Consider the following 17,936-nt stretch of genomic DNA (forward strand, 5'->3'; position numbering starts at 1 on the left):
CCCGGCTGGAACCCGCCGCGCCGGCACCGCACACCGCAGGAGAGTCCCACGCGAGGTGCCCTCGCGGCCACCCGCCGCCCTGCCCGGCACGGTCGGGACGCGGCACGGGAGGGAGAAGTTCCGGCCCTCGACTAGCCGGGCACGACCCGACATGCTGGGGCGGCATGGAGGTGCCCCAGCTGGCAGCGCAATCCCCGCCTTTGTGTCCTTTCAACCCCGATGATCCATCGACGGTGGCGGACCCGTACCCGGGGTACCGGCTGTTGCGGGAACAGGCCCCCGTCTGCCATCTGCCGGAGCACGACCTGTGGCTCGTGACCAGGCACGCCGACGTCGTGGAGGTGCTGAGCTCCCCCGAGCGCTTCTCCTCGCGGCTGGGCATGGGCGCGGTGCCCCGCCTGCCCTCCCCCCGCTCGGTGGACTACCGGATCGGCGCCCCCGGCGTCAGGGTGCTGATCGCGACCGACCCGCCGGAGCACTCCAGGCTGCGCCGCGCGGTGCTCGCGCCCTTCTCCCGCTCGGCGGTCGCCAAGCTGGCCCCCAAGATCGAGGAGATCGCCGACGGGCTGGTGGCCGGGCTGCTGGCCAACGCCGAGCGCGGCACCGCCGACCTCTACCGCGACCTGGCGGGCCCGCTCCCGGTGCTGGTGCTCGCGGAACTGCTGGGCGTGTCCACGCAGGTGCGCGAGGAGTTCATGGAGTGGGCCGCGGTCATCACCGACGACCTCGACATGATCGGCGCCGCCGATTTCCAGCTCGGCCGCGGCTACGACATGTTCCGTTACTTCTACTCCGAGATCCGCCGCCGCAAGCTGGAGCCGGGCGAGGACCTGCTCAGCGTGGTGGCCGCCACCGACGCCGCCGGGCTGTCCCCCCACGAGGTGCTGGCCTTCTGCGCCTTCCTGCTGGTCGCGGGGATCGAGACGACGGCCAACCTGTTCACCAACCTCATCGACATCCTGTTCCGCCACCCCGAGCTGAAGAAACGCCTGTGGGAGGAGCCGGACCTGGCGGAGGCGGTGGTGGAGGAGGCGCTGCGCTACGACACCTCCGTGCAGGGGCTGTGGCGCGCCACCGTGGCCGAAGACGAACTGGGCGGGGTGGCGCTGCCCACGGGCGCGCGGCTGCTGGTGCTGTTCGGCTCCGCCAACCGCGATGAGGACGCCTTCCCCGGCGCGGACGCCTTCGACCCCGCCCGCGCCCCGAACCCGCACCTCGCCTTCGGCTACGGCCACCACCGCTGCCTGGGCGCGGGGCTGGCCAAGACGGAACTGGTCATCGCGCTGCAGTCGCTGATCAGGGCGACCGGCGGCATCGAGCCCAACGGACGGCCCGAGCGCAGGAACAGCCTGGTCCTGCGCGGCTTCACCGCCCAGCCGGTGACGGTATGGCCGAGGTGAGGCAACTCCCCGCCTCGGTGGCCCAGCGCCTGTTGTGGGTGCTGGAGCGGTTCCGCGGCGAGCAGGGCGCCGCGAACTGCCCGATCGTGCTGCGTCTGCGCGGCCGGTTGGACGAGGAGCGGCTGGAGGAGGGACTGTCGGCGCTGACCGCCCGGCACGAGAGCCTGCGCACGACCTTCACCGGCCGCGGCGCCCGGCTGACCCAGCTCGTGCACGAGCCCGGGCCGGTGAAGGCGGAGCGCCGCGACCTCACCTCTGACGACCCCGGCCAGGCCCTGCGCGAGGCGATCGCCGAGGAGGTGCGCCGGCCGGTGGACGCCGGGCGGTGGCCGGCCCGCACCACCCTGTTCCGGCTCGCCGACGACGACCACGCCCTGTGCGTCAACCTGAACCACGCGGTGACCGACGGCGGCTCGTGCGGGCTGATCGTGCGCGACCTGCAGTCGCTCACCGGCGGCGGCCCGCCGCTGCCCCGCGTGGGCTGGCAGTACCCGCGGTTCTGCCGCTGGCAGGAGGACTGGCTGGCCGGCCCCGACATGCGCGCCGACCGCGCCTACTGGAGCGACCACCTGGCCGGCGCCCGGGTGCCGCGGCTGCCGCTGCGGGAGGCGGCGCCCGGCACATGGATCAGTGCCACCGTCACCGGCGCCCTGGACGCGGCCACCGTCACCGCCCTGGAGCAGACCGCCCGCGCCCGGCGTACCACCCTCGCCTCGGCCCTGCTGGCCATCTACTACCTGGTCCTGCGCGACCACACCGGCGACGAGGACCTGGCCGTCGCCTCGTTCCTGGCCAACAGGACCCGCGTCGAGCTGCGCGACACCGTCGGGCTGCTGGCGAACATGGCGGTGCTGCGCACCCGGATCGGCGACGGCGACGACTTCGGCGAGGTGCTGCGCCGTACCCATGCCACGGCCATGGGCGCCTTCGTCCACCAGCGGCTGCCCTACCAGCTCCTGCGCGGCGACACGCTCACCGAGCCGGGCCGCCGCCCGGACGACGTGATGTTCCAGGTCGTGCCCGAGCTGCCGGGAGGGCTGCGCGTGGCCGGGACGCAGGCCGAGATCGTCGTGGTCGACCAGCTCGCCAGCCGGTTCGAATGCGAGTTCCAGATCTATCCGCAGTACGGCGGGCAGCGGATCGTGTTGTGCTACAACCGCGCCCGTCTCGAAGACGACCTGGCGAAACGGCTGGTCGGCGACTACATAGCAACGGCCAAGGCGGTCACGTCCAGATGATGCCCAAATGGGGATGGTACACAGTTGACCGGGCGAGTAGAGCCCGGTTGTTGCCGTGACCTGCATCGGTGTCTCATCGCCAGGACGTGGTGTTCCTGCCTTCCCGCCTTCCTGCCTTCCCGCCTCCCCGCCCACGGAGGGACAACTCGATGAGCACGACCAAGCCGGCCTCCGGCCGCGCCGCTCCCAACCGCGTGCTCGGACCGGCCGACCTGCGGGAGGCCGTGGCCGGGATGCTGGGGATCGGCGCGGCCGACCTCGACGACCAGCAGGACCTGCTCGCGCTCGGCCTGGAATCCATCGCCCTGATGCGGGTGGCCAACCTCTTGCGCCGCGCGGGCGTGCGGGCCACCTTCGAGGACCTGGTGGAGGAACCGACGCTGGCCCGCTGGCTCGCGCTGCTGGCCGACGCCCGGCCCCGGCCCGCCCCCGCGGCGCCGCCGCCCCGGCGCGCGCCGGTCGATGACAGCGGCGAGCACGCGCTGGCCCCGATGCAGCAGGCGTACTGGATCGGCAGCCAGGACGGGCAACCGCTGGGCGGTGTGAGCGCCCACTTCTACGCCGAGTTCGACGGCGCGGACATCGAACCGGAGCGGCTGGAGGCCGCGGTGCACGCGCTGCTGGCCCGCCACGGCATGCTCCGCGCCCGCTTCACGCCCAACGGCGCCCAGCAGGTGCTGCCGGTCAGCCCGTGGCCGGGGCTGACGGTGCACGACCTGCGGGGCGGCGTCGCGCAGGAGGAACTGGCCGAGCTGCGGACGCGGCTGTCGCACCGCCGCTTCGACACCGAGCGCGGCGACGTCTTCGACGTGGCGCTGTCGCTGCTGGACGGGGGCCGCACCCGGCTGCACGTCAGCATCTCGATGCTGGTGGCCGACGCGCAGAGCTACCAGGTCCTGCTGGCCGACCTGGCCGCGCTCTACCGCGACCCCGGTGCCGGGCGGGCGCCGCTGGGCTACTCCTTCGCGCAGTATCTCGCCGACCAGCGAGACCTGGAGGACGCCGAGGCAGCGGCGGCGGCCAGGGACTACTGGCGCGGCAGGCTCGCCGAGCTGCCGGGGCCGCCGCAGCTCCCGCTCGCCGAGGGCGCCGGGCTGCGCGAGCACCGCGGCGTCACCCGCTACTACCAGCGGCTCTCCGCCGCGCAGGTGGCGCGGATCACCGCCTGCGCCCAGGCGGAGGCGCTGACGCTGCCGGTGGTGTTCTGCGCCGTCTACGCCGAGGTGCTGGCCCGCTGGAGCGCCGAGCCCCGCTTCCTGCTGAACCTGCCCACCTTCGGCCGCCGTGACCTGCACGAGGACGTCTCGCTGATCGTCGGCGACTTCACCAACATCACGTTGCTCAGCGTCGACGCCTCCCAGCCGGCGAGCTTCGCCGAGCGTGCCCGCGGCCTGCAGGCACAGCTCCGCTCCGATCTCACCCACGCCGACTACTCGGGCGTGGAGGTGCTGCGCGACCTGGCGCGCGAGGCGCCGGGCGACTGGCTGCGCGCCCCGGTGGTGTTCACCAGCGTCATCGGCATGGGCGAACTGTTCGGCCCGCAGGTGCGCGAGTGCTTCGGCACGCCGGTGTGGACCTCCTCCGAGACGCCGCAGGTGTGGCTGGACCAGCAGGTGATCGAGAGCGGCGACGGCGACCTGCTGATCAACTGGGACGTCGCCGACGGCGTGTTCCCCGACGGCCTGATCGATGCGCTGACCGGCGCGTACGAGGAGGCGCTGACCTCGCTCACCGACGCCGGCTCCTGGCACCGGCCGCTGGCGATCCCGCTGCCGAGCGGCCAGGCGGCGGTGCGTGCCCGCGTCAACGACACCGGCGCCCCCCGCCGACTGGGCCGGCTCCACCAGCGCTTCTTCGACCGGGCCTCCCGCGATCCGGACCGCACGGCCCTGCTGTGGGGCGAGTCGGGTGAGCTCAGCTACGGCGAGCTGGCCGACCGGGCCAAGCGCATCGCCGCCGGCCTGCACGCGGTGGGGGTCTCCCCCGGCGACACGGTCGCCGTGACCACGGCCAAGGGCCCCTGGCAGATCGCCGCGGTCCTGGGTGTGCTGGCCGCCGGAGCGGCCTACGTGCCGGTCGGGATCGACCAGCCTCCCGCGCGGCGGGAGCGGATGTACCGGACCGCGGGGGTCGAGGGCGTGGTCTGCGTCGGCGACGAGATCGTACGGCTCGGCTGGCCGGGCGAGCTGCCGGTGTTCGACATCCAGCAGCTCGCCCGCTACCGGCCGGTCCTGCGCAACGGTGTCCGGCCCACCGAGGACGGCCTCGCCTATGTGATCTTCACCTCGGGTTCCACGGGCGAGCCGAAGGGCGTGGAGATCACCCACGAGGCGGCGATGAACACCGTCGCGGCGGTCAACGAGCACTTCGGCATCGGCGAGCGGGACCGTGTCCTGGCCCTGTCGGCGCTGGACTTCGACCTGTCGGTCTACGACATCTTCGGGCCGCTGTCGGCGGGCGGCGCCGTGGTCCTGGTCGATGAGCTGGACCGCAAGGAGGCGCGGAGCTGGGGACGGCTGGTGCGGCGGCACGGGGTGACGGTGTGGAACTCCGTGCCGGCGCTGCTGGACATGCTCCTGGTCGGCGGCGGCCTGTCCGGCCCGGCGGAGCTGCCACGCGTCGTCATGGTCTCCGGCGACTGGGTCGGCGTCGACCTTCCGGGCCGGGTACGGCGGCTGCGCCCCGATGCCCGCTTCGCGGCGCTGGGCGGTGCCACCGAGGCGGCGATCTGGTCGAACCTGCTGGAGGTGGAGCAGGCCAGGCCGGAGTGGACGGCGGTGCCCTACGGTTACCCGCTGCGCGCCCAGCGCTTCCGTGTCGTGGACGGGCACGGCCGTGACCGGCCGGACTGGGCGCCGGGCGAGTTGTGGATCGGCGGTTCCGGGCTGGCCAGGGCCTACCGCAACGCGCCGGAGGCGAGCGCGGCGGCGTTCGTCCACGACGGCGGCGAGCGCTGGTACCGCACCGGGGACCGGGCCCGCTACCTGCCCGGCGGGATGGTGGAGTTCCTTGGCCGTTCGGACACCCAGGTGAAGATCGGCGGGCACCGGATCGAGCTGGGCGAGATCGAAGCGGCCCTGGGGCGCCTGCCGTACGTGGACAAGGCGGTCGCGCTGGTGGTCGGCTCGGCGCAGCGCAGGATCGCCGCGGCGCTCGTGCGCGCGGACGGGGGGACCGACGGCGAGGTGGTCGCGGCGGCCAAGCGGGCGCTGGCCGACGAGCTGCCCCCCTACATGGTCCCGGACGAGATCCTCACGCTGGCTGAGCTGCCGCTCACCGGCACCGGCAAGGTCGACCGGCGGCGCCTGGCCGCGCTGCTGGAGCGCACGCCCGCCGCCATGCCGCGCCCGGAGCCGCCCGCCGGGCCGACCGAGCAGGCGCTGGCGGCGATCTGGGCCGAGATCCTCCAGGTGGCCGAGGTCGGGCGCCGCGACTCCTTCTTCGGGCTGGGCGGCGACAGCCTGCAGGCGACCAGGATGCAGGAGGCGGTCCGCACCGGGCTGGGCGTGGCGGTCACGCTCAGGCAGCTGTTCTCCGCCCCCAGCGTCGCCGAGCTGGCGGCGGCGATCGACGCGGAGCGGGAGACGGCGGCGGACTACGAAGAGGGCGGGATCTGAACGTGGCACCGGTCGCCGTCGTTACTGGCGCGGGCAGCGGCCTGGGCCGCTGCCTGGCCGTCAGCCTGGCCGCGGACAAGACCTCCCTGGTGCTCGTGGGGCGGCGCGCGCACCTGCTGCTGGCCGCCCGTGAGGAGTGCGTGGCGGCCGGAGCCGGCCCGGAGCAGGTCCTGACGGTGCCGGCCGACCTGGCCGAGCCCGGCTCGGCCGCCCGCGTCGTCGCCGCGGCGAGCGAGCAGTTCGGCGGGCTCGACATGCTCGTCAACAACGCGGCCGTGGCCACCTTCGGCGCGCTGGAGCCGACCGACCCCGACGTCTTCACCCGGCTGTTCCAGACCAACGTGGCCGGGCCCGCCGCGCTGATCAGGCACGCGGCGCCGCTGCTGCGCCGCAGCCGCGGCACGGTCGTCAACGTGGGCTCCATCGGCGGGCTGCTGGCCGTGCCCGGCCGGTCGTTCTACGGCGCCACGAAGGCGGCGCTGCACCACCTGACCCGCTCGCTCGCGCGGGAGCTGGCGCCCGACATCCGGGTCAACGCCGTGCTGCCGGGAGCCATCGACACCGAGATGTACCAGGACCTCGGCCTGGACGAGGACGCGACCAGGAGGTTGAGAGAGGAAATGATCCGCACCACCCCGCTGGGAAGGATGGGAACACCGCAGGACGTGGTTCCCTGGATCCGGATGCTGCTCGGCCCGGACGCGTCGTGGATGACCGGCACGCTGCTCGTGGTGGACGGGGGACGCTCGTGCTGACCGGCGCCGGTTCCCCGGCCGGCAGGGAGCGCAGCAGGGACATCCCGCTGTCGTGCCTGCACGAGATCCACCAGCTCGTCGGCGCGCACCCCCGGCCGGTCATCGCCCTGCACGTGGGCGAGCCGTACATCCGCATGCCGCAGGAGGCCGTCGAGGGCTACTGCAAGGCGCTGCGCGACGGCCACACCGCCTACACCGACGCCCGCGGCCTGGCAACGCTGCACCAGGCGCTGGCCGAACGGCTGGCCGGCAACGGGCAGCCGCCCCCGGAGCGGCTGTTCGTCACGCCGGGCTCCTGCCAGGCCATCAGTGCGATCCTGCAGTCGCTCGCCGTGGACGGCGGCCAGGTGGTGCTGCCGGAGCTGCACTGGCCGATGCACTACCAGCAGGTGGTGATGACCGGGATGCGGGCGTGTTTCGCGTCCTTCGGCGAGCCGGGCCGTTCGGTCCCCGAGGCGCTGGAGGCCGCTGCCGGCGAGCGCACCGTCGCGGTGCTGGTGAACTCCCCCGGCAACCCCTCCGGCCGGGTCTGGTCGGAGGCGGAGCTGCGCGAGCTGCACGCGTGGGCGGTACGCCGCCGGGTGCCGGTGATCAGCGACGAGGCGTATGAGGACTTCGTCTACGACGGGCAGCCGTGCCGCATCGCCAACCTCGACCTGGAGCTGCCGCCGGAAGAGCGGGTGGTCTTCTCGGTGCACACCTTCTCCAAGGGCTACTCGATGACCGGCTGCCGCCTCGGCTACGCCACCGCGCCGAACGCCGAGCGCGCCATGCTGCTGACCCGGGTGCAGGAGACGACGCTGGTGGCGCCCAGCACCCCGGTGCAGTACGCCGGGCTGGCGGCGCTCGGCGCCTCGGCCCACCTCGCCGAACACCACGCGTACGTGCGGCGGACCAGGGACGCGGTCGTGGACCTGCTGGGTGACAAGCTCCTCCACCTCACCCCGGACGGCGGCTGGTACGCCGTGCTCGACCTGGGCTCCTACGTGAAGGACACCTACCAGTTCTGCAAGCGGGCGCTGGCCGACATCGACGTGGGCATCGCCCCCGGCCGCGGCTTCCTGCCGGAGGGTCATCCGGGGGCCGACCGGCTGGCGCGGATCTCGCTGTGCGCCGAGCGCGAGGCCACGCTCGAAGGCGTCCGCCGCCTCACCGACTACCTGGGTGGGTGAGGCGCGATGCCCGCCACCCGGCCTGCCCGGCCCGCGACGGGGCCGACGTGTTACCGAAGGGAGCGTCGAACGTGAGACCTGAGCCGCCGATGCCGGGGGTGGCCGGCTGCCCCCCGGAGTTCGCCGAGCGTTACCGGGCCGAGGGCTACTGGCGCGGCCAGGTGCTGGGCGACCTGCTCCGGCCCTGGAGCGGCAGCGAACGCACCGCCGTCGTCGACCCGCAGGGCAGGCGATGGTCCTACGCCGAGCTCGACCGGCAGGCCGACCGGTTCGCGGCCGGGCTGGCGGCGCTCGGTATCGGGCGCGGCGACCGGATCGTGGTCCAGTTGCCCAACATCGCCGCGTTCGCGAGCGTCAGCATCGGCTGCTACCGGCTGGGCGCCATCCCGGTCTACGGCCTGCCCGGCCACCGCCGCCGGGAGATCAGCTACCTGGCCGGGCACGCGGAGGCGGTCGCTCTGGTCGTGGCCGATGAGTATCAGGGCTTCTCCTACGTGGAGCTGGCGCGCGAGACGCAGAAGGAGGTCTCCTCCGTACGGCACGTCATCGTGGTCGGCGAGCCCGCCGAGTTCCTCGGATTCGAGCAGGTCCTGGCCGAGCCGGTGCCGCTGCCCGGCCCGCGGCCGTCCGATGTGGCGTTCTTCCTGTTGTCCGGCGGCACCACCGGGCTGCCCAAGCTGATCCCGCGCACGCACGACGACTACGCCTACCAGCTCTACGCCGCCGCCGAGGCGACGGCGACCGGCGCGGACGGCTGCTACCTGGCCTCGCTGCCGGTCGCGCACAACGCGGCGCTGGGCTGCCCGGGGCTGCTGGGTACGCTGGCGGTCGGCGGCAAGGTCGTGCTGCCCCGCAACCCCAGCCCGGACGTGGTCCTCGACCTGGTGGAAAGCGAGCGGGTGACGCTGACGACGCTGATGCCGCCGATGGTTCAGGTGTGGCGGGAGGCCAGGGAGTTCTTCGAGGTCGACCTGTCCGATCTGGTCATCCAGGTCGGCAGCGCGCACCTGTCGCCGGACCTGGCCGCCAGCATCGCGAGCGAGATGGGCGCGCGGCTGACGCACTGGTTCGGGATGGCCGAGGGGCTGCTCACCTGTACCCGGCTCGACGACCCCGAGGAGGTCGTGATCGGGACGCAGGGCCGGCCGCTGGCGGCGGCCGACGAGCTCAAGGTGGTCGACGAGAACGACGCCGAGGTGGCGCCGGGCGAGGTCGGTGAGCTGCTCACCCGCGGCCCGTACACCATCCGCGGCTACTACCGGGCCGACGACGTCAACGCCAGGGCGTTCACCGCCGACGGCTTCCTGCGCACCGGCGACCTGGTACGGATCACCGCCGAGGGCAACATGGTCGTCGAGGGACGGCTCAAGGACGTCATCAACAAGGGCGGCGAGAAGATCGTCGCGGCGGAGCTGGAGGACGTGCTGGGGCTGCATCCGGCGATCCGCCAGGTGGCCGTGGTCGGCGTGCCGCACGAGCTGATGGGTGAGGTGCCGTGCGTCTTCGCCGTCCCCGACGGTGAGATGCCGACGGCGGCACAGGTGCGGGAGTTCCTGACCGCGCACGGCGTGGCCACCTACAAACTGCCCGACCGGATCGAGGCCGTCGCCGAGCTGCCGCGCACCACCGTCGGGAAGATCGACAAGCAGCGGCTGCGGGCCGACTTCGTCGCCGGCAACGGCTGACTTTCTCCCGGAAAGCGAAGACCCGGAGCGGGGCCCTACGGCCCGCTCCGGGTCTGGCTCGGTTCTGCGGTCGGCCGCGCCGGCGTCGGGTCAGCCGGCCCAGGTCAGCCGGCCCAGGTCAGTCGGCGGGGAACACCTCGACCAGCGGGAACATCGGCGTCGGGAGCACCCGGGAGATGCGCAGCCCGGCCCCGTCGAACAGCGCCTGCAGCTCCTCCTCGGTGCGGGCGCATCCGCCGCCCATCGTCAGCAGGATCAGGTCGTAGACCTTGCCGACCTCGTCGGTGTCGCCGGGGAAGGAGACCGGCTCGTGCACCAGCAGCCTGCTGTCGGGCCGCATGGCCTCGCGCACCCGGCACAGCAGCCGGTGGGCGTGCTCGTCCTGCCAGGACCACAGCACCCGCTTGAGCAGGTAGGCGTCGGCGCCCTCCGGCACCCCGTCGAAGAAGCTGCCGCCCACGACGTCGCAGCGGTCGGCCAACCCGGCCTCCCGCAGCATGGCGGGCGCGCTGTCCACGACGTGCGGCTGGTCGAACAGGGTGCCGTGCAGGTGGCGCAGCCGGCTCAGCAGGCCGTTGAGGAACATGCCGTTGCCGCCGCCGAGGTCGACCACCGTCTTCAGCTTCGACCAGGAGTCGTAGGCGGAGATCACCGTGCGCACCTCCATCCGGGTCCCCGCCGCCTGCGAGCCGTCGAAGCGCTTGCTCTCCTCGGGGTGCTCGGCCAGGTATTCCCAGTAGCCCTTGCCGAGGACGTGCTCGAAGGACGAGCGGCCGGTGCGCAGGGTGTAGTCGAAGTGCGCCCAGGCCTGCAGGTCGCCGGGCAGCAGCGGGTAGGCCTCGCGCAGCGAGACCGGGTGGTCGCTGCGCAGCGGCTGGGCCAGGGGGGTCAGGGCGAACACGCCCGGCTCCGCCTCGGTGAAGATGCCCTTGCCGGCCAGCGCTCGCAGCACGCGCAGCAGCGCCCTGGGCTCGGCGCCGCACCGCTGGGCCAGGTCGGCGACGGGCAGTGGCCCGTCTCCGAGGTGATCGGCCACCCCAAGCGTGCAGACGGCCCGAATCGCGAACGGCACGATGTAGTCGGCCAGGTCGGCCAACCGTCGTATCGATGCGATGTCGAGGTGGGGTCGAACAGCCGTGCTGACGTCGTCGGGCATTTCGATCTCCTCCGCTGCCGTTGGTGGAGATCCTGATATGAAGCGCCAAAGAGCCGCAAGCCGTACGCGCAAGCCGCACGCGCGAGCCCACCGCGCATGCGCGCATTCCACCGCTGTTGTGGTCAAACAAGGCGCCGCGATAACCCTAAAGTGGCGAATTCCATGCGGAGGAGCTTCTTTCCCCGACGACTGAGGGTGAGCTCATGACCAGAATGTGGTGGGACTTCCGCCCATATCTTCGCGGCCTTGTGATCGATGCCCTGGGGATCAGCAAGCCGCCGAAGAACCCGGCCCCGCCGGACAACGGCCCCTCCATCGTCGTGCTGCCGTTCGAGACCGAAAGCGCCGACGACGAGTACCTCACCGACGGCGTGACCCAGGACCTGACGAACAACCTCGCGCGCAGCAGCAACGCGGTGTTCGTCATCTCCGCCGACACCGCCTTCTCCCTCAAGGGCACCAAGCCCGACCCGACCAAGCTCGGCACCGAGCTCGGCGTCCGCTACATTCTGCGGGGCACCGTGGAGCGCACGGGCGACCAGCTCGGGATCAGCGCCGAGCTGATCGAGGCTCGCCCGGGCGCCACCCTGTGGTCGGCCTCGTTCGACTGCGCGCTCACCGACATGCACGCGGTGCAGCTCGAGATCGTCGAGCGGATCCTCGGCGCCGTCGGCTTCGAGCTGGAGTCGGCGGAGCTGGACCGGATGACCAAGCCGCCCACCAGCATCCGTTCGGTGGAGGCGGTCTGGCGCGGCTACTACCACATGCGCCAGCTCCACCACGAAGACCTGCTGGCCGCCCGGGCCCTGTTCCAGGGCGCCATCGACAACGACCCGAACCTCGCCAGCGCCTACGGCCTGCTCGCCGGGACCTTCACCCAGGAGCACACCCAGGGCTGGAGCCTGGACGACAGCCACCTCGACCACGCCTGGGAGCTGGCCTCCACCTGCGTCGAGCTCGATCCCGACACCGGGGTCGGCCACGGCATCCTCGGCGTCGTGGAGCTCGTGCGAGGCAACTGGCGGGAGGCGGTCAAGCACCAGGACCGCTCGATCAAGGCCGACCCGTGCATCACCTGGCCGCACGCGATGCGCGGCGTCGCGCTCACCATGGGCCACCAGCGGCTGGAGGCCAGCCGCTCCATCCGCCGGGCGCTGCGCCTGGACCCCTTCCCGCCACACGGGCTGCTGATGGCGCTGGCCTACATCAACCTGGGCGCCGGCCGCCGGGACGAGGCGATGCGGCTCCTGGAGAAGGTCAGGCGGGAGAACCACGACAACATCCTCGTCCGCATCGGCCTGGCCGCCTACCACCAGCGCGAAGGGGACAAGGCCTACGCCCGCGAGCTGACCCAGCAGATCCTCCAGATCAACCCGGCGATCACGGCCGAGATCGCCAAGAACCTCATCCCCTCGCTGGACCGGATCCATCCCGGGAGCGAGGTCGTCCGCTACGCCGACGACCTCGCGGCGGCGGGCCTGCCGCGCGACGCCGACAAGACAGGTGAGCCTCGATGACCCAGCCGCAGCCCGTCATCTACAACCCCTTCGACCCGGCCTTCATCGCCAACCCCTACCCCTTCTTCAAGGAGCTGCGCGAGAAGGACCCCTGCCACCAGATCACCGCCGCCGACGGCGTATGGCTGCTGACCCGCCACGACGACATCGACGTCATCCTCCACGACCGCGAGCGGTTCAGCGTCGACCACCGCAACCTCAAGCGGGGCCCGGAGCAGGACCTGGCCTACGACGACATCGCCGTCATCCTCTTCCGCGACCCGCCGCAGCACACCAGGTGGCGCCGGCTGCTGTCGCAGGGGATCACCCCGGCGCGCGTCACCGCCTACCAGCCCCGCCTGGCCCAGCTCATCGACGAGCACCTGGACCTGCTGGCCGACAAGGGCGAGGCGGACTTCCTGGCAGACGTGGCGAACCCGATCCCGTTCCTGGCCATCTCCGAACTCCTCGGGATGCCGCCGCAGGACCGGGAGCAGGTCCACGCCTGGACGTGCGACATCGTCAACCTCACCGAGCCGATAGCCAGCCCGGAAGTCACCCGCGCGATCATCCGCTCCCGCGACGAGATGCGCGACTACCTGCGGGAGGTGTGCGCCCACAAGCGCGCCCACCCCGGCGACGACGTGCTGTCCAACCTGCTGGGCGCCGCCGACGGCTTCGACGAGGAAGAGCTCATCAGCCACATCATCCTGCTGCACGTCTCCGCGCCGGAGCCGACCGCCAGCCACCTGGCCTACGGGGTGCTGGCCCTGGCCCGCCACCCCGCCCAGGCGGACGAGCTGCGCGCGGACCCCGAGCTGGATCGCAACGCGGTCGAGGAGATCCTGCGCTACGAGGCGCCGCTGCAGATCACCGGCCGCTACCCGCTGGAGGACATCAAGCTGCACGGCCGCACCATTGAGGCGGGTACGGCGATCGTGATGTCCCTCGCCTCGGCCAACCACGACCCGGACAAGTGGGGGCCCACCGCCGACGAGCTCGACGTGCGCCGCGAGCGCGCCAACGAGCACCTGTCGTTCGCCCGCGGCATCCACACCTGCTTCGGCTCCGCGCTCGCCCGCATGCACGGCCAGCTCACCTTCGGCCGGATGCTGCGCCGCTTCCCGCGCCTGGAGCTGCTGGAGGAGCCGACCTGGAGCACGCTGCTGAACCGCCGCGGCCCCACCCAGTTGAGGATCTCCGTCCGCTGACCCGACCGGGCGGCAGCCACCCCCGTCACGTCACCGAAAGGCAGGCCAACCCCCATGAGCTCCGCTCCGGACTTCGACCCGCTCAGCCCGGCCATGCTGGAGGACCCCTACCCCGTGTACGCGGACCTCCAGGAGAAGCACCCCGTCTTCTGGCACGAGAAGGTGGGCGCCTGGGTCGTCACCCGCTACGACGACTGCCGGGAGGTCCTCAGGAACTCCGAGCTGTTCGTCCGCGACCCGCGCCGGGTCAGCGAGGTCTCCGCCGAGTCGGGGGAAAGCATCCAGGGCCTGGACGTCAACGCGCAAAGCGAGCTGCGGCGCCTGGTCACCGGCTCGATCCACGACCAGGACCTGGAGGAGATCGGCCGCCGGGTGCGGGCCAGCATCGACCGAATCTTCGAGGGCGTGCTGGCGCGGCCGTCGTTCGACTGGATGATCGAGGTGAGCGCGCGGCTGTCCGGCATGATCACGGCCGACTTCCTCGGCGTGACCGAGCCGGACCCCCAGGTCTTCAAGACGATCGTCGAAGGCATGGCCCGCAAGTTCGACGCCGACCTCAGCGAGCCGGACCCTGAGGCCGAGCAGCGGGTACGGGACGCGTTCGGCGGCCTCATCGACGGGTGGCTCAGCTCGCCTGAGACCCACGGCACGATGCTGACGCTGAAGAACAGGGCCGCGGAGATGGGCGTGCCGGTGGGAGTCATCAAGAATCTCATCGGCCTGCTGTTCATCGGCAGCTTCGGCACGATCTTCGCCTCCTCCGGCAGCCTCGCCCACCTGTTCATCCAGCGGCCTGACGTCTTCGAGAAGCTTCGCGACCCCGCCCTGCTGGGCACCGGGGTCGAGGAGTTCCTGCGCTTCGACGGGCCGACGCAGGCCACCAGCCGGATGGCCAAGCAGGAGACCCGGGTCAGCGGCGTCACGATCAAGCAGGGCGATCCGGTGTTCGTCGTGCTGGCCGCCGCCAACCGCGACCCGCGCCAGTTCCCGCGGCCGCATGAGCTGGTGCTCGACCGCGCGCCCAACCGGCACCTCGGGTTCGGGTGGGGCCCCCACTCGTGCCTCGGGTCGCTGTTCGGGCAGCTCGCGCTGCGGGAGCTGACCCGCGCCGTGCACGACGCGCCGGGCCCGCTGCGGCTGGCCGGCACGCCGTTCCGGCTGCCCACCACCACGGTGCGCAGCTTCGCCTCGCTCCCGGTGTCCTTCCAGCCGGAGAGCTGACGGCCCCGGCCTACTCCGGGTCCTGGCCTGCTCTTGGCCCAGGCGCCGGGCCTGATGGCGACCCTGCCGATCGGCGCGCTCCTGGGCTCGGTGTTCACCGGTGCCCGGGTCAGGAGCTGGTCCAGTTGCCGTTCCTGGCGCTGATCGGCGTTTCCGGCATCTTCGACCCGTTCACCGCGCTGCCCGAATGGCTGCAATGGATCGCGCAGATCTCGTGATGTCCTGCACGCCGCACATAGTCCGGCAAGTCATTTACAAGCACGCGATTCTACGATCCCGCCATGATCAAGAAGACGATCACCGCTGTGGTGGCCGGCCTCGCGGTCCTGGTGACTCCGGCCGCCGCCTCCGCCTCCGCTTCCGCTTCCGCTTCCGCTTCCGACACCAAGAACCTCCGGCTGCGTGCCGGACTGAGCCTGATCATTCCCAGGTCCTGGAAGGTCTACAAGATCAGCAAGGACTGGACCCGCGTGGTGACCGGTTCGTGCCCGACCGTCAACGACGAGGTTTTCGGGTTCCGTGACTCCGGTTGCCGCAGCTTCTGGGTGCTGGGCCCGAGTGCGATCGAGATAGGGCACGAGGTGTTCCAGGCATACACACCGGACGCCCCGTTCCATCCGGCCACCGACGTCGGCCCCTGCGTGTACGACGCGAACCTCTCGGTCGGCGAGATGAAGCTCGCGGCCAAGGCGCTGCGCCAGATCGGCCCAGGCCACAAGGCGTACTATCGCGCCTGGTCGGCCGACTGCGTCACCCGGAACAGCGGCAAGGTGAAGGGCCGCTTCACCCAGCGCGAGTGGTATCTGCCCAAGTCCAAGATCCTGCTCGTGGACCAGTGGAACACGCAGGGCCTCTCGACGGTCCTCAAGTACGCGACCTGGAGCTGACGATCCCGCCGGTGACGAGCGATCAGCGCGGGCGAGCGTTGGGAGAACGAGATGAACTCTCCATAGGCACGATCGCCCCACGATGCCCGATGACCGTCGCCGCGCAGGCCGATCCCGCCGCGACCGCGTCGGACGCCGAAGCACCCGCCAGCCGGGCGGCGAGGTAGGCACCGTTGAACGAATCCCCGGCTCCGGTCGTGTCGACGACCCGTTCCACCCGCCGGGTAGCCAATGCGTGCAGTTCTCCCCCTTTGTCACCTGGTTCCCGGTGTGAGCCACTACGCGGACGCGCGAGCCGAACTGGACGAGTGGTTGTCGTCCGGGGCCCTCACCGTGGACGCTGCCGGACGACCTGGCCAAGCTGGTGGCCAGCCACCTGGTGGCGGCCGCTCGCGCGCTGAGCGAGGAGGAGCCCGAGCGGGCGTACGAGCACGCGAAGGTCGCACGCCGTGGGCGGTTCTCCCACCATGTCGGAAGTGAGGTCGCGGAGACCTCAGCTCAGCGCGCGCCTCGCTGTCCAGCTCGTCCGGCGTGATGTCGGGCGGCAGCTCGGGCAGCTTCTCGCGCTCATTGGTCTCGGCCTCCTGCCCGGGCCACTTCCCTGCTCAAGAGGGCGGCTTCAGGCGAAGAGATTCGGCCAGTCGCCGCTGCGAGCCCGTACGTCGGCGGCCACCTCTTTCACCGACCGGCCGTCGGTGTCGACGCGCAGATCACCTGCGCCGGAGCGAGCGCATTTCGTCGCGCGCGGACCAGCGGCCACGACACCGCCGACGACGTCGTCGAGCGGCCGGGCTCGGTCATCCCATCACCGTGCCGGTCGAGTCCGCGTTGCGCGGCCGGGCACGGCCGAAGGCGGCGAGCCCTATCTCCAACCGAGTGTGCTCACCGACGACGCTGCTCTCACCGTCGATCACGGCCCGCATCAGGCGTCCGACCATGGGAGCGTTCTTGAACTGGTTGCCGCTGGTCCCGATCGCGACGTAGAAGCCCGCGCGTTCCGTGCCGTCGTAGATCGGGGTCCAGTCCTCGGTGACGTCGTAGACGCCGGCGACGCCGATCGGCTTGCCGGGCACACCGAGTTCGGGAAGGCGGCGGGCGGCGCGCGTGACCTGCGCCGCGAAGACCTGCGCGGTGGGATTGGGGTTGCCGACGTCGGGATCGTCGACCCACTGCAGCTCGTCGCACTCGGGCTCGGTGCCGCCGACCAACAGCCCGTCACCCGGGGTGCCCCGCAGGTAGATGCCGAGGTCGAGGTCGGCGACGCACGGGCCGATGCCCTCGCCGTTGTAGCCGGCCGGCGCGGGCACGTGGTGCACCTCCTGGCGCATCGGCCGGACGGTGACCGACCAGCCTGCGCCGACGCCCGCCAGCGCGTTCAGCCTGCCGGACCACGGCCCGGCCGCGTTGACGACGACGGGCGCGCTCACGGTCGTGCCGTCGTCGAGCCGGACACCGCTCACCGCACCGTCGCCGAGCACGGCGACCACCTGACGCCGGAACAGGAACCGCGCACCCCGCCGCTTCGCGCCGTTGGCGAGGTTGACGGCGGCCAGACCCGGGTCGTCGACGAAGCCGGCGTCCTGGGTCCACAGCGCGCCGAGGCGCCGGTCCGTGTCCTCCCAGAAGGCCGGGTCCTCGATGCGCTTCGGAGGCCAGAACCGGCCGGGGTCGATCCCGGGCATCCGCCGGGCCAGCTCGTCGGCGTCCCAAACCTCGAACGGGATGCCCGCCCGGTCGAACATCTCGAGGACACGGTCCATCGGCGCGATGTCGACGTCGAGGAACACCATGCCGACACGGTGGAACTTCGCCATCCCGGCGTCGTCCACGCCCTCGAGGTGGTCGGCCCACTTCTCCCAGCAGTGCTTGGACTCCCAGGACAGCGCGATGCCGTCCCAGGTCGAGTAGTTGAACCGGATCACCGCGCTGGACGCGCTGGTCGACCCCTGGCCGGGCCCGCTCGCCTTGTCGACCACCACCACGGAGCGGCCCGTCCCGGCCAGCTCGAACGCGATCGAGGAGCCGATCACGCCGGCGCCGACCACCACCACATCTGCTGTCACGCTCATGTGCACAGTCTTCCTTCGCGTCGGCGCGG

At 72.0% G+C, this 17,936-nt stretch carries 13 protein-coding genes; 10 read left to right on the forward strand and 3 right to left on the reverse strand.

Annotation, left to right across the window (positions count from 1 at the left end; genetic code table 11):
* Positions 1 to 233: 233 nt before the first annotated feature.
* From ACQP1V_RS26325 to ACQP1V_RS26350, 6 genes are all read left to right on the forward strand, one after another.
* Entirely contained in the window at positions 234 to 1,400 is a 1,167-nt protein-coding gene (locus ACQP1V_RS26325; RefSeq protein ID WP_433412653.1) for a cytochrome P450, read from the forward strand.
* Positions 1,388 to 2,638: a condensation domain-containing protein gene (locus tag ACQP1V_RS26330; protein ID WP_387411826.1), complete on the forward strand. Its 1,251-nt coding sequence runs from the start codon at positions 1,388 to 1,390 to the stop codon at positions 2,636 to 2,638. Before ACQP1V_RS26325 ends, ACQP1V_RS26330 begins: the two co-directional genes overlap by 13 nt.
* Positions 2,639 to 2,787: 149 nt before the next feature.
* The gene (locus tag ACQP1V_RS26335; RefSeq protein ID WP_433412655.1) at positions 2,788 to 6,255 is read left to right on the forward strand and encodes an amino acid adenylation domain-containing protein; all 3,468 of its coding nucleotides are present in this window, start codon (positions 2,788 to 2,790) and stop codon (positions 6,253 to 6,255) included.
* Between the two features lie 2 nt (positions 6,256 to 6,257).
* Positions 6,258 to 7,010: an SDR family NAD(P)-dependent oxidoreductase gene (locus ACQP1V_RS26340; protein WP_387411829.1), complete on the forward strand. Its 753-nt coding sequence runs from the start codon at positions 6,258 to 6,260 to the stop codon at positions 7,008 to 7,010.
* Positions 6,962 to 8,182 (forward strand): pyridoxal phosphate-dependent aminotransferase, encoded by a 1,221-nt coding sequence (locus ACQP1V_RS26345; protein WP_433412657.1) that lies wholly within the window; start codon positions 6,962 to 6,964, stop codon positions 8,180 to 8,182. The genes ACQP1V_RS26340 and ACQP1V_RS26345 overlap by 49 nt, the downstream gene beginning before the upstream one ends.
* A 71-nt stretch (positions 8,183 to 8,253) precedes the next feature.
* On the forward strand, positions 8,254 to 9,867 hold the full coding sequence (locus ACQP1V_RS26350) for a (2,3-dihydroxybenzoyl)adenylate synthase (RefSeq protein ID WP_433412659.1): 1,614 nt from the start codon (positions 8,254 to 8,256) through the stop codon (positions 9,865 to 9,867).
* 118 nt (positions 9,868 to 9,985) lie between these two features.
* Here ACQP1V_RS26350 and ACQP1V_RS26355 read toward each other — a convergent pair whose 3' ends face one another.
* On the reverse strand, positions 9,986 to 11,023 hold the full coding sequence (locus tag ACQP1V_RS26355) for a methyltransferase (RefSeq protein ID WP_433412661.1): 1,038 nt from the start codon (positions 11,021 to 11,023) through the stop codon (positions 9,986 to 9,988).
* A 248-nt stretch (positions 11,024 to 11,271) separates the two neighbouring features.
* On the opposite strand from ACQP1V_RS26355, the gene ACQP1V_RS26360 reads away from it, so the two are divergent.
* The 4 genes from ACQP1V_RS26360 (at position 11,272) to ACQP1V_RS26375 (ending at position 15,838) form a co-directional block, all read left to right on the forward strand.
* The gene (locus ACQP1V_RS26360; RefSeq protein WP_433412663.1) at positions 11,272 to 12,540 is read left to right on the forward strand and encodes a hypothetical protein; all 1,269 of its coding nucleotides are present in this window, start codon (positions 11,272 to 11,274) and stop codon (positions 12,538 to 12,540) included.
* On the forward strand, positions 12,537 to 13,730 hold the full coding sequence (locus ACQP1V_RS26365; protein WP_433412665.1) for a cytochrome P450: 1,194 nt from the start codon (positions 12,537 to 12,539) through the stop codon (positions 13,728 to 13,730). Before ACQP1V_RS26360 ends, ACQP1V_RS26365 begins: the two co-directional genes overlap by 4 nt.
* Positions 13,731 to 13,784: 54 nt before the next feature.
* Positions 13,785 to 14,951: a cytochrome P450 gene (locus ACQP1V_RS26370; RefSeq protein WP_387411835.1), complete on the forward strand. Its 1,167-nt coding sequence runs from the start codon at positions 13,785 to 13,787 to the stop codon at positions 14,949 to 14,951.
* A gap of 281 nt (positions 14,952 to 15,232) precedes the next feature.
* Entirely contained in the window at positions 15,233 to 15,838 is a 606-nt protein-coding gene (locus tag ACQP1V_RS26375; RefSeq protein WP_433412667.1) for a hypothetical protein, read from the forward strand.
* Positions 15,839 to 15,860: 22 nt separating this feature from the next.
* On the opposite strand, the gene ACQP1V_RS26380 is transcribed toward ACQP1V_RS26375, so the two are convergent.
* A complete protein-coding gene (locus ACQP1V_RS26380; RefSeq protein WP_433425947.1) occupies positions 15,861 to 16,079 on the reverse strand; it encodes a PfkB family carbohydrate kinase in 219 nt (72 codons plus the stop codon).
* Between the two features lie 556 nt (positions 16,080 to 16,635).
* Positions 16,636 to 17,907: an NAD(P)/FAD-dependent oxidoreductase gene (locus ACQP1V_RS26385; RefSeq protein WP_433412669.1), complete on the reverse strand. Its 1,272-nt coding sequence runs from the start codon at positions 17,905 to 17,907 to the stop codon at positions 16,636 to 16,638.
* Between the last annotated feature and the right edge of the window lie 29 nt (positions 17,908 to 17,936).

It is taken from the genome of Microtetraspora malaysiensis (genome assembly GCF_050947145.1).
GTDB lineage: Bacteria > Actinomycetota > Actinomycetes > Streptosporangiales > Streptosporangiaceae > Microtetraspora_A > Microtetraspora_A malaysiensis.

What these genes read in the sequence shown, in the direction of transcription:
- ACQP1V_RS26365 (WP_433412665.1), top strand. Translation starts at nt 12,537, where the DNA reads ATGACCCAGCCGCAGCCCGTCATCTACAACCCCTTCGACCCGGCCTTC.
- ACQP1V_RS26385 (WP_433412669.1), bottom strand. Translation starts at nt 17,907, where the DNA reads ATGAGCGTGACAGCAGATGTGGTGGTGGTCGGCGCCGGCGTGATCGGC.
- ACQP1V_RS26375 (WP_433412667.1), top strand. Translation starts at nt 15,233, where the DNA reads ATGATCAAGAAGACGATCACCGCTGTGGTGGCCGGCCTCGCGGTCCTG.
- ACQP1V_RS26330 (WP_387411826.1), top strand. Translation starts at nt 1,388, where the DNA reads ATGGCCGAGGTGAGGCAACTCCCCGCCTCGGTGGCCCAGCGCCTGTTG.
- ACQP1V_RS26335 (WP_433412655.1), top strand. Translation starts at nt 2,788, where the DNA reads ATGAGCACGACCAAGCCGGCCTCCGGCCGCGCCGCTCCCAACCGCGTG.
- ACQP1V_RS26355 (WP_433412661.1), bottom strand. Translation starts at nt 11,023, where the DNA reads ATGCCCGACGACGTCAGCACGGCTGTTCGACCCCACCTCGACATCGCA.
- ACQP1V_RS26370 (WP_387411835.1), top strand. Translation starts at nt 13,785, where the DNA reads ATGAGCTCCGCTCCGGACTTCGACCCGCTCAGCCCGGCCATGCTGGAG.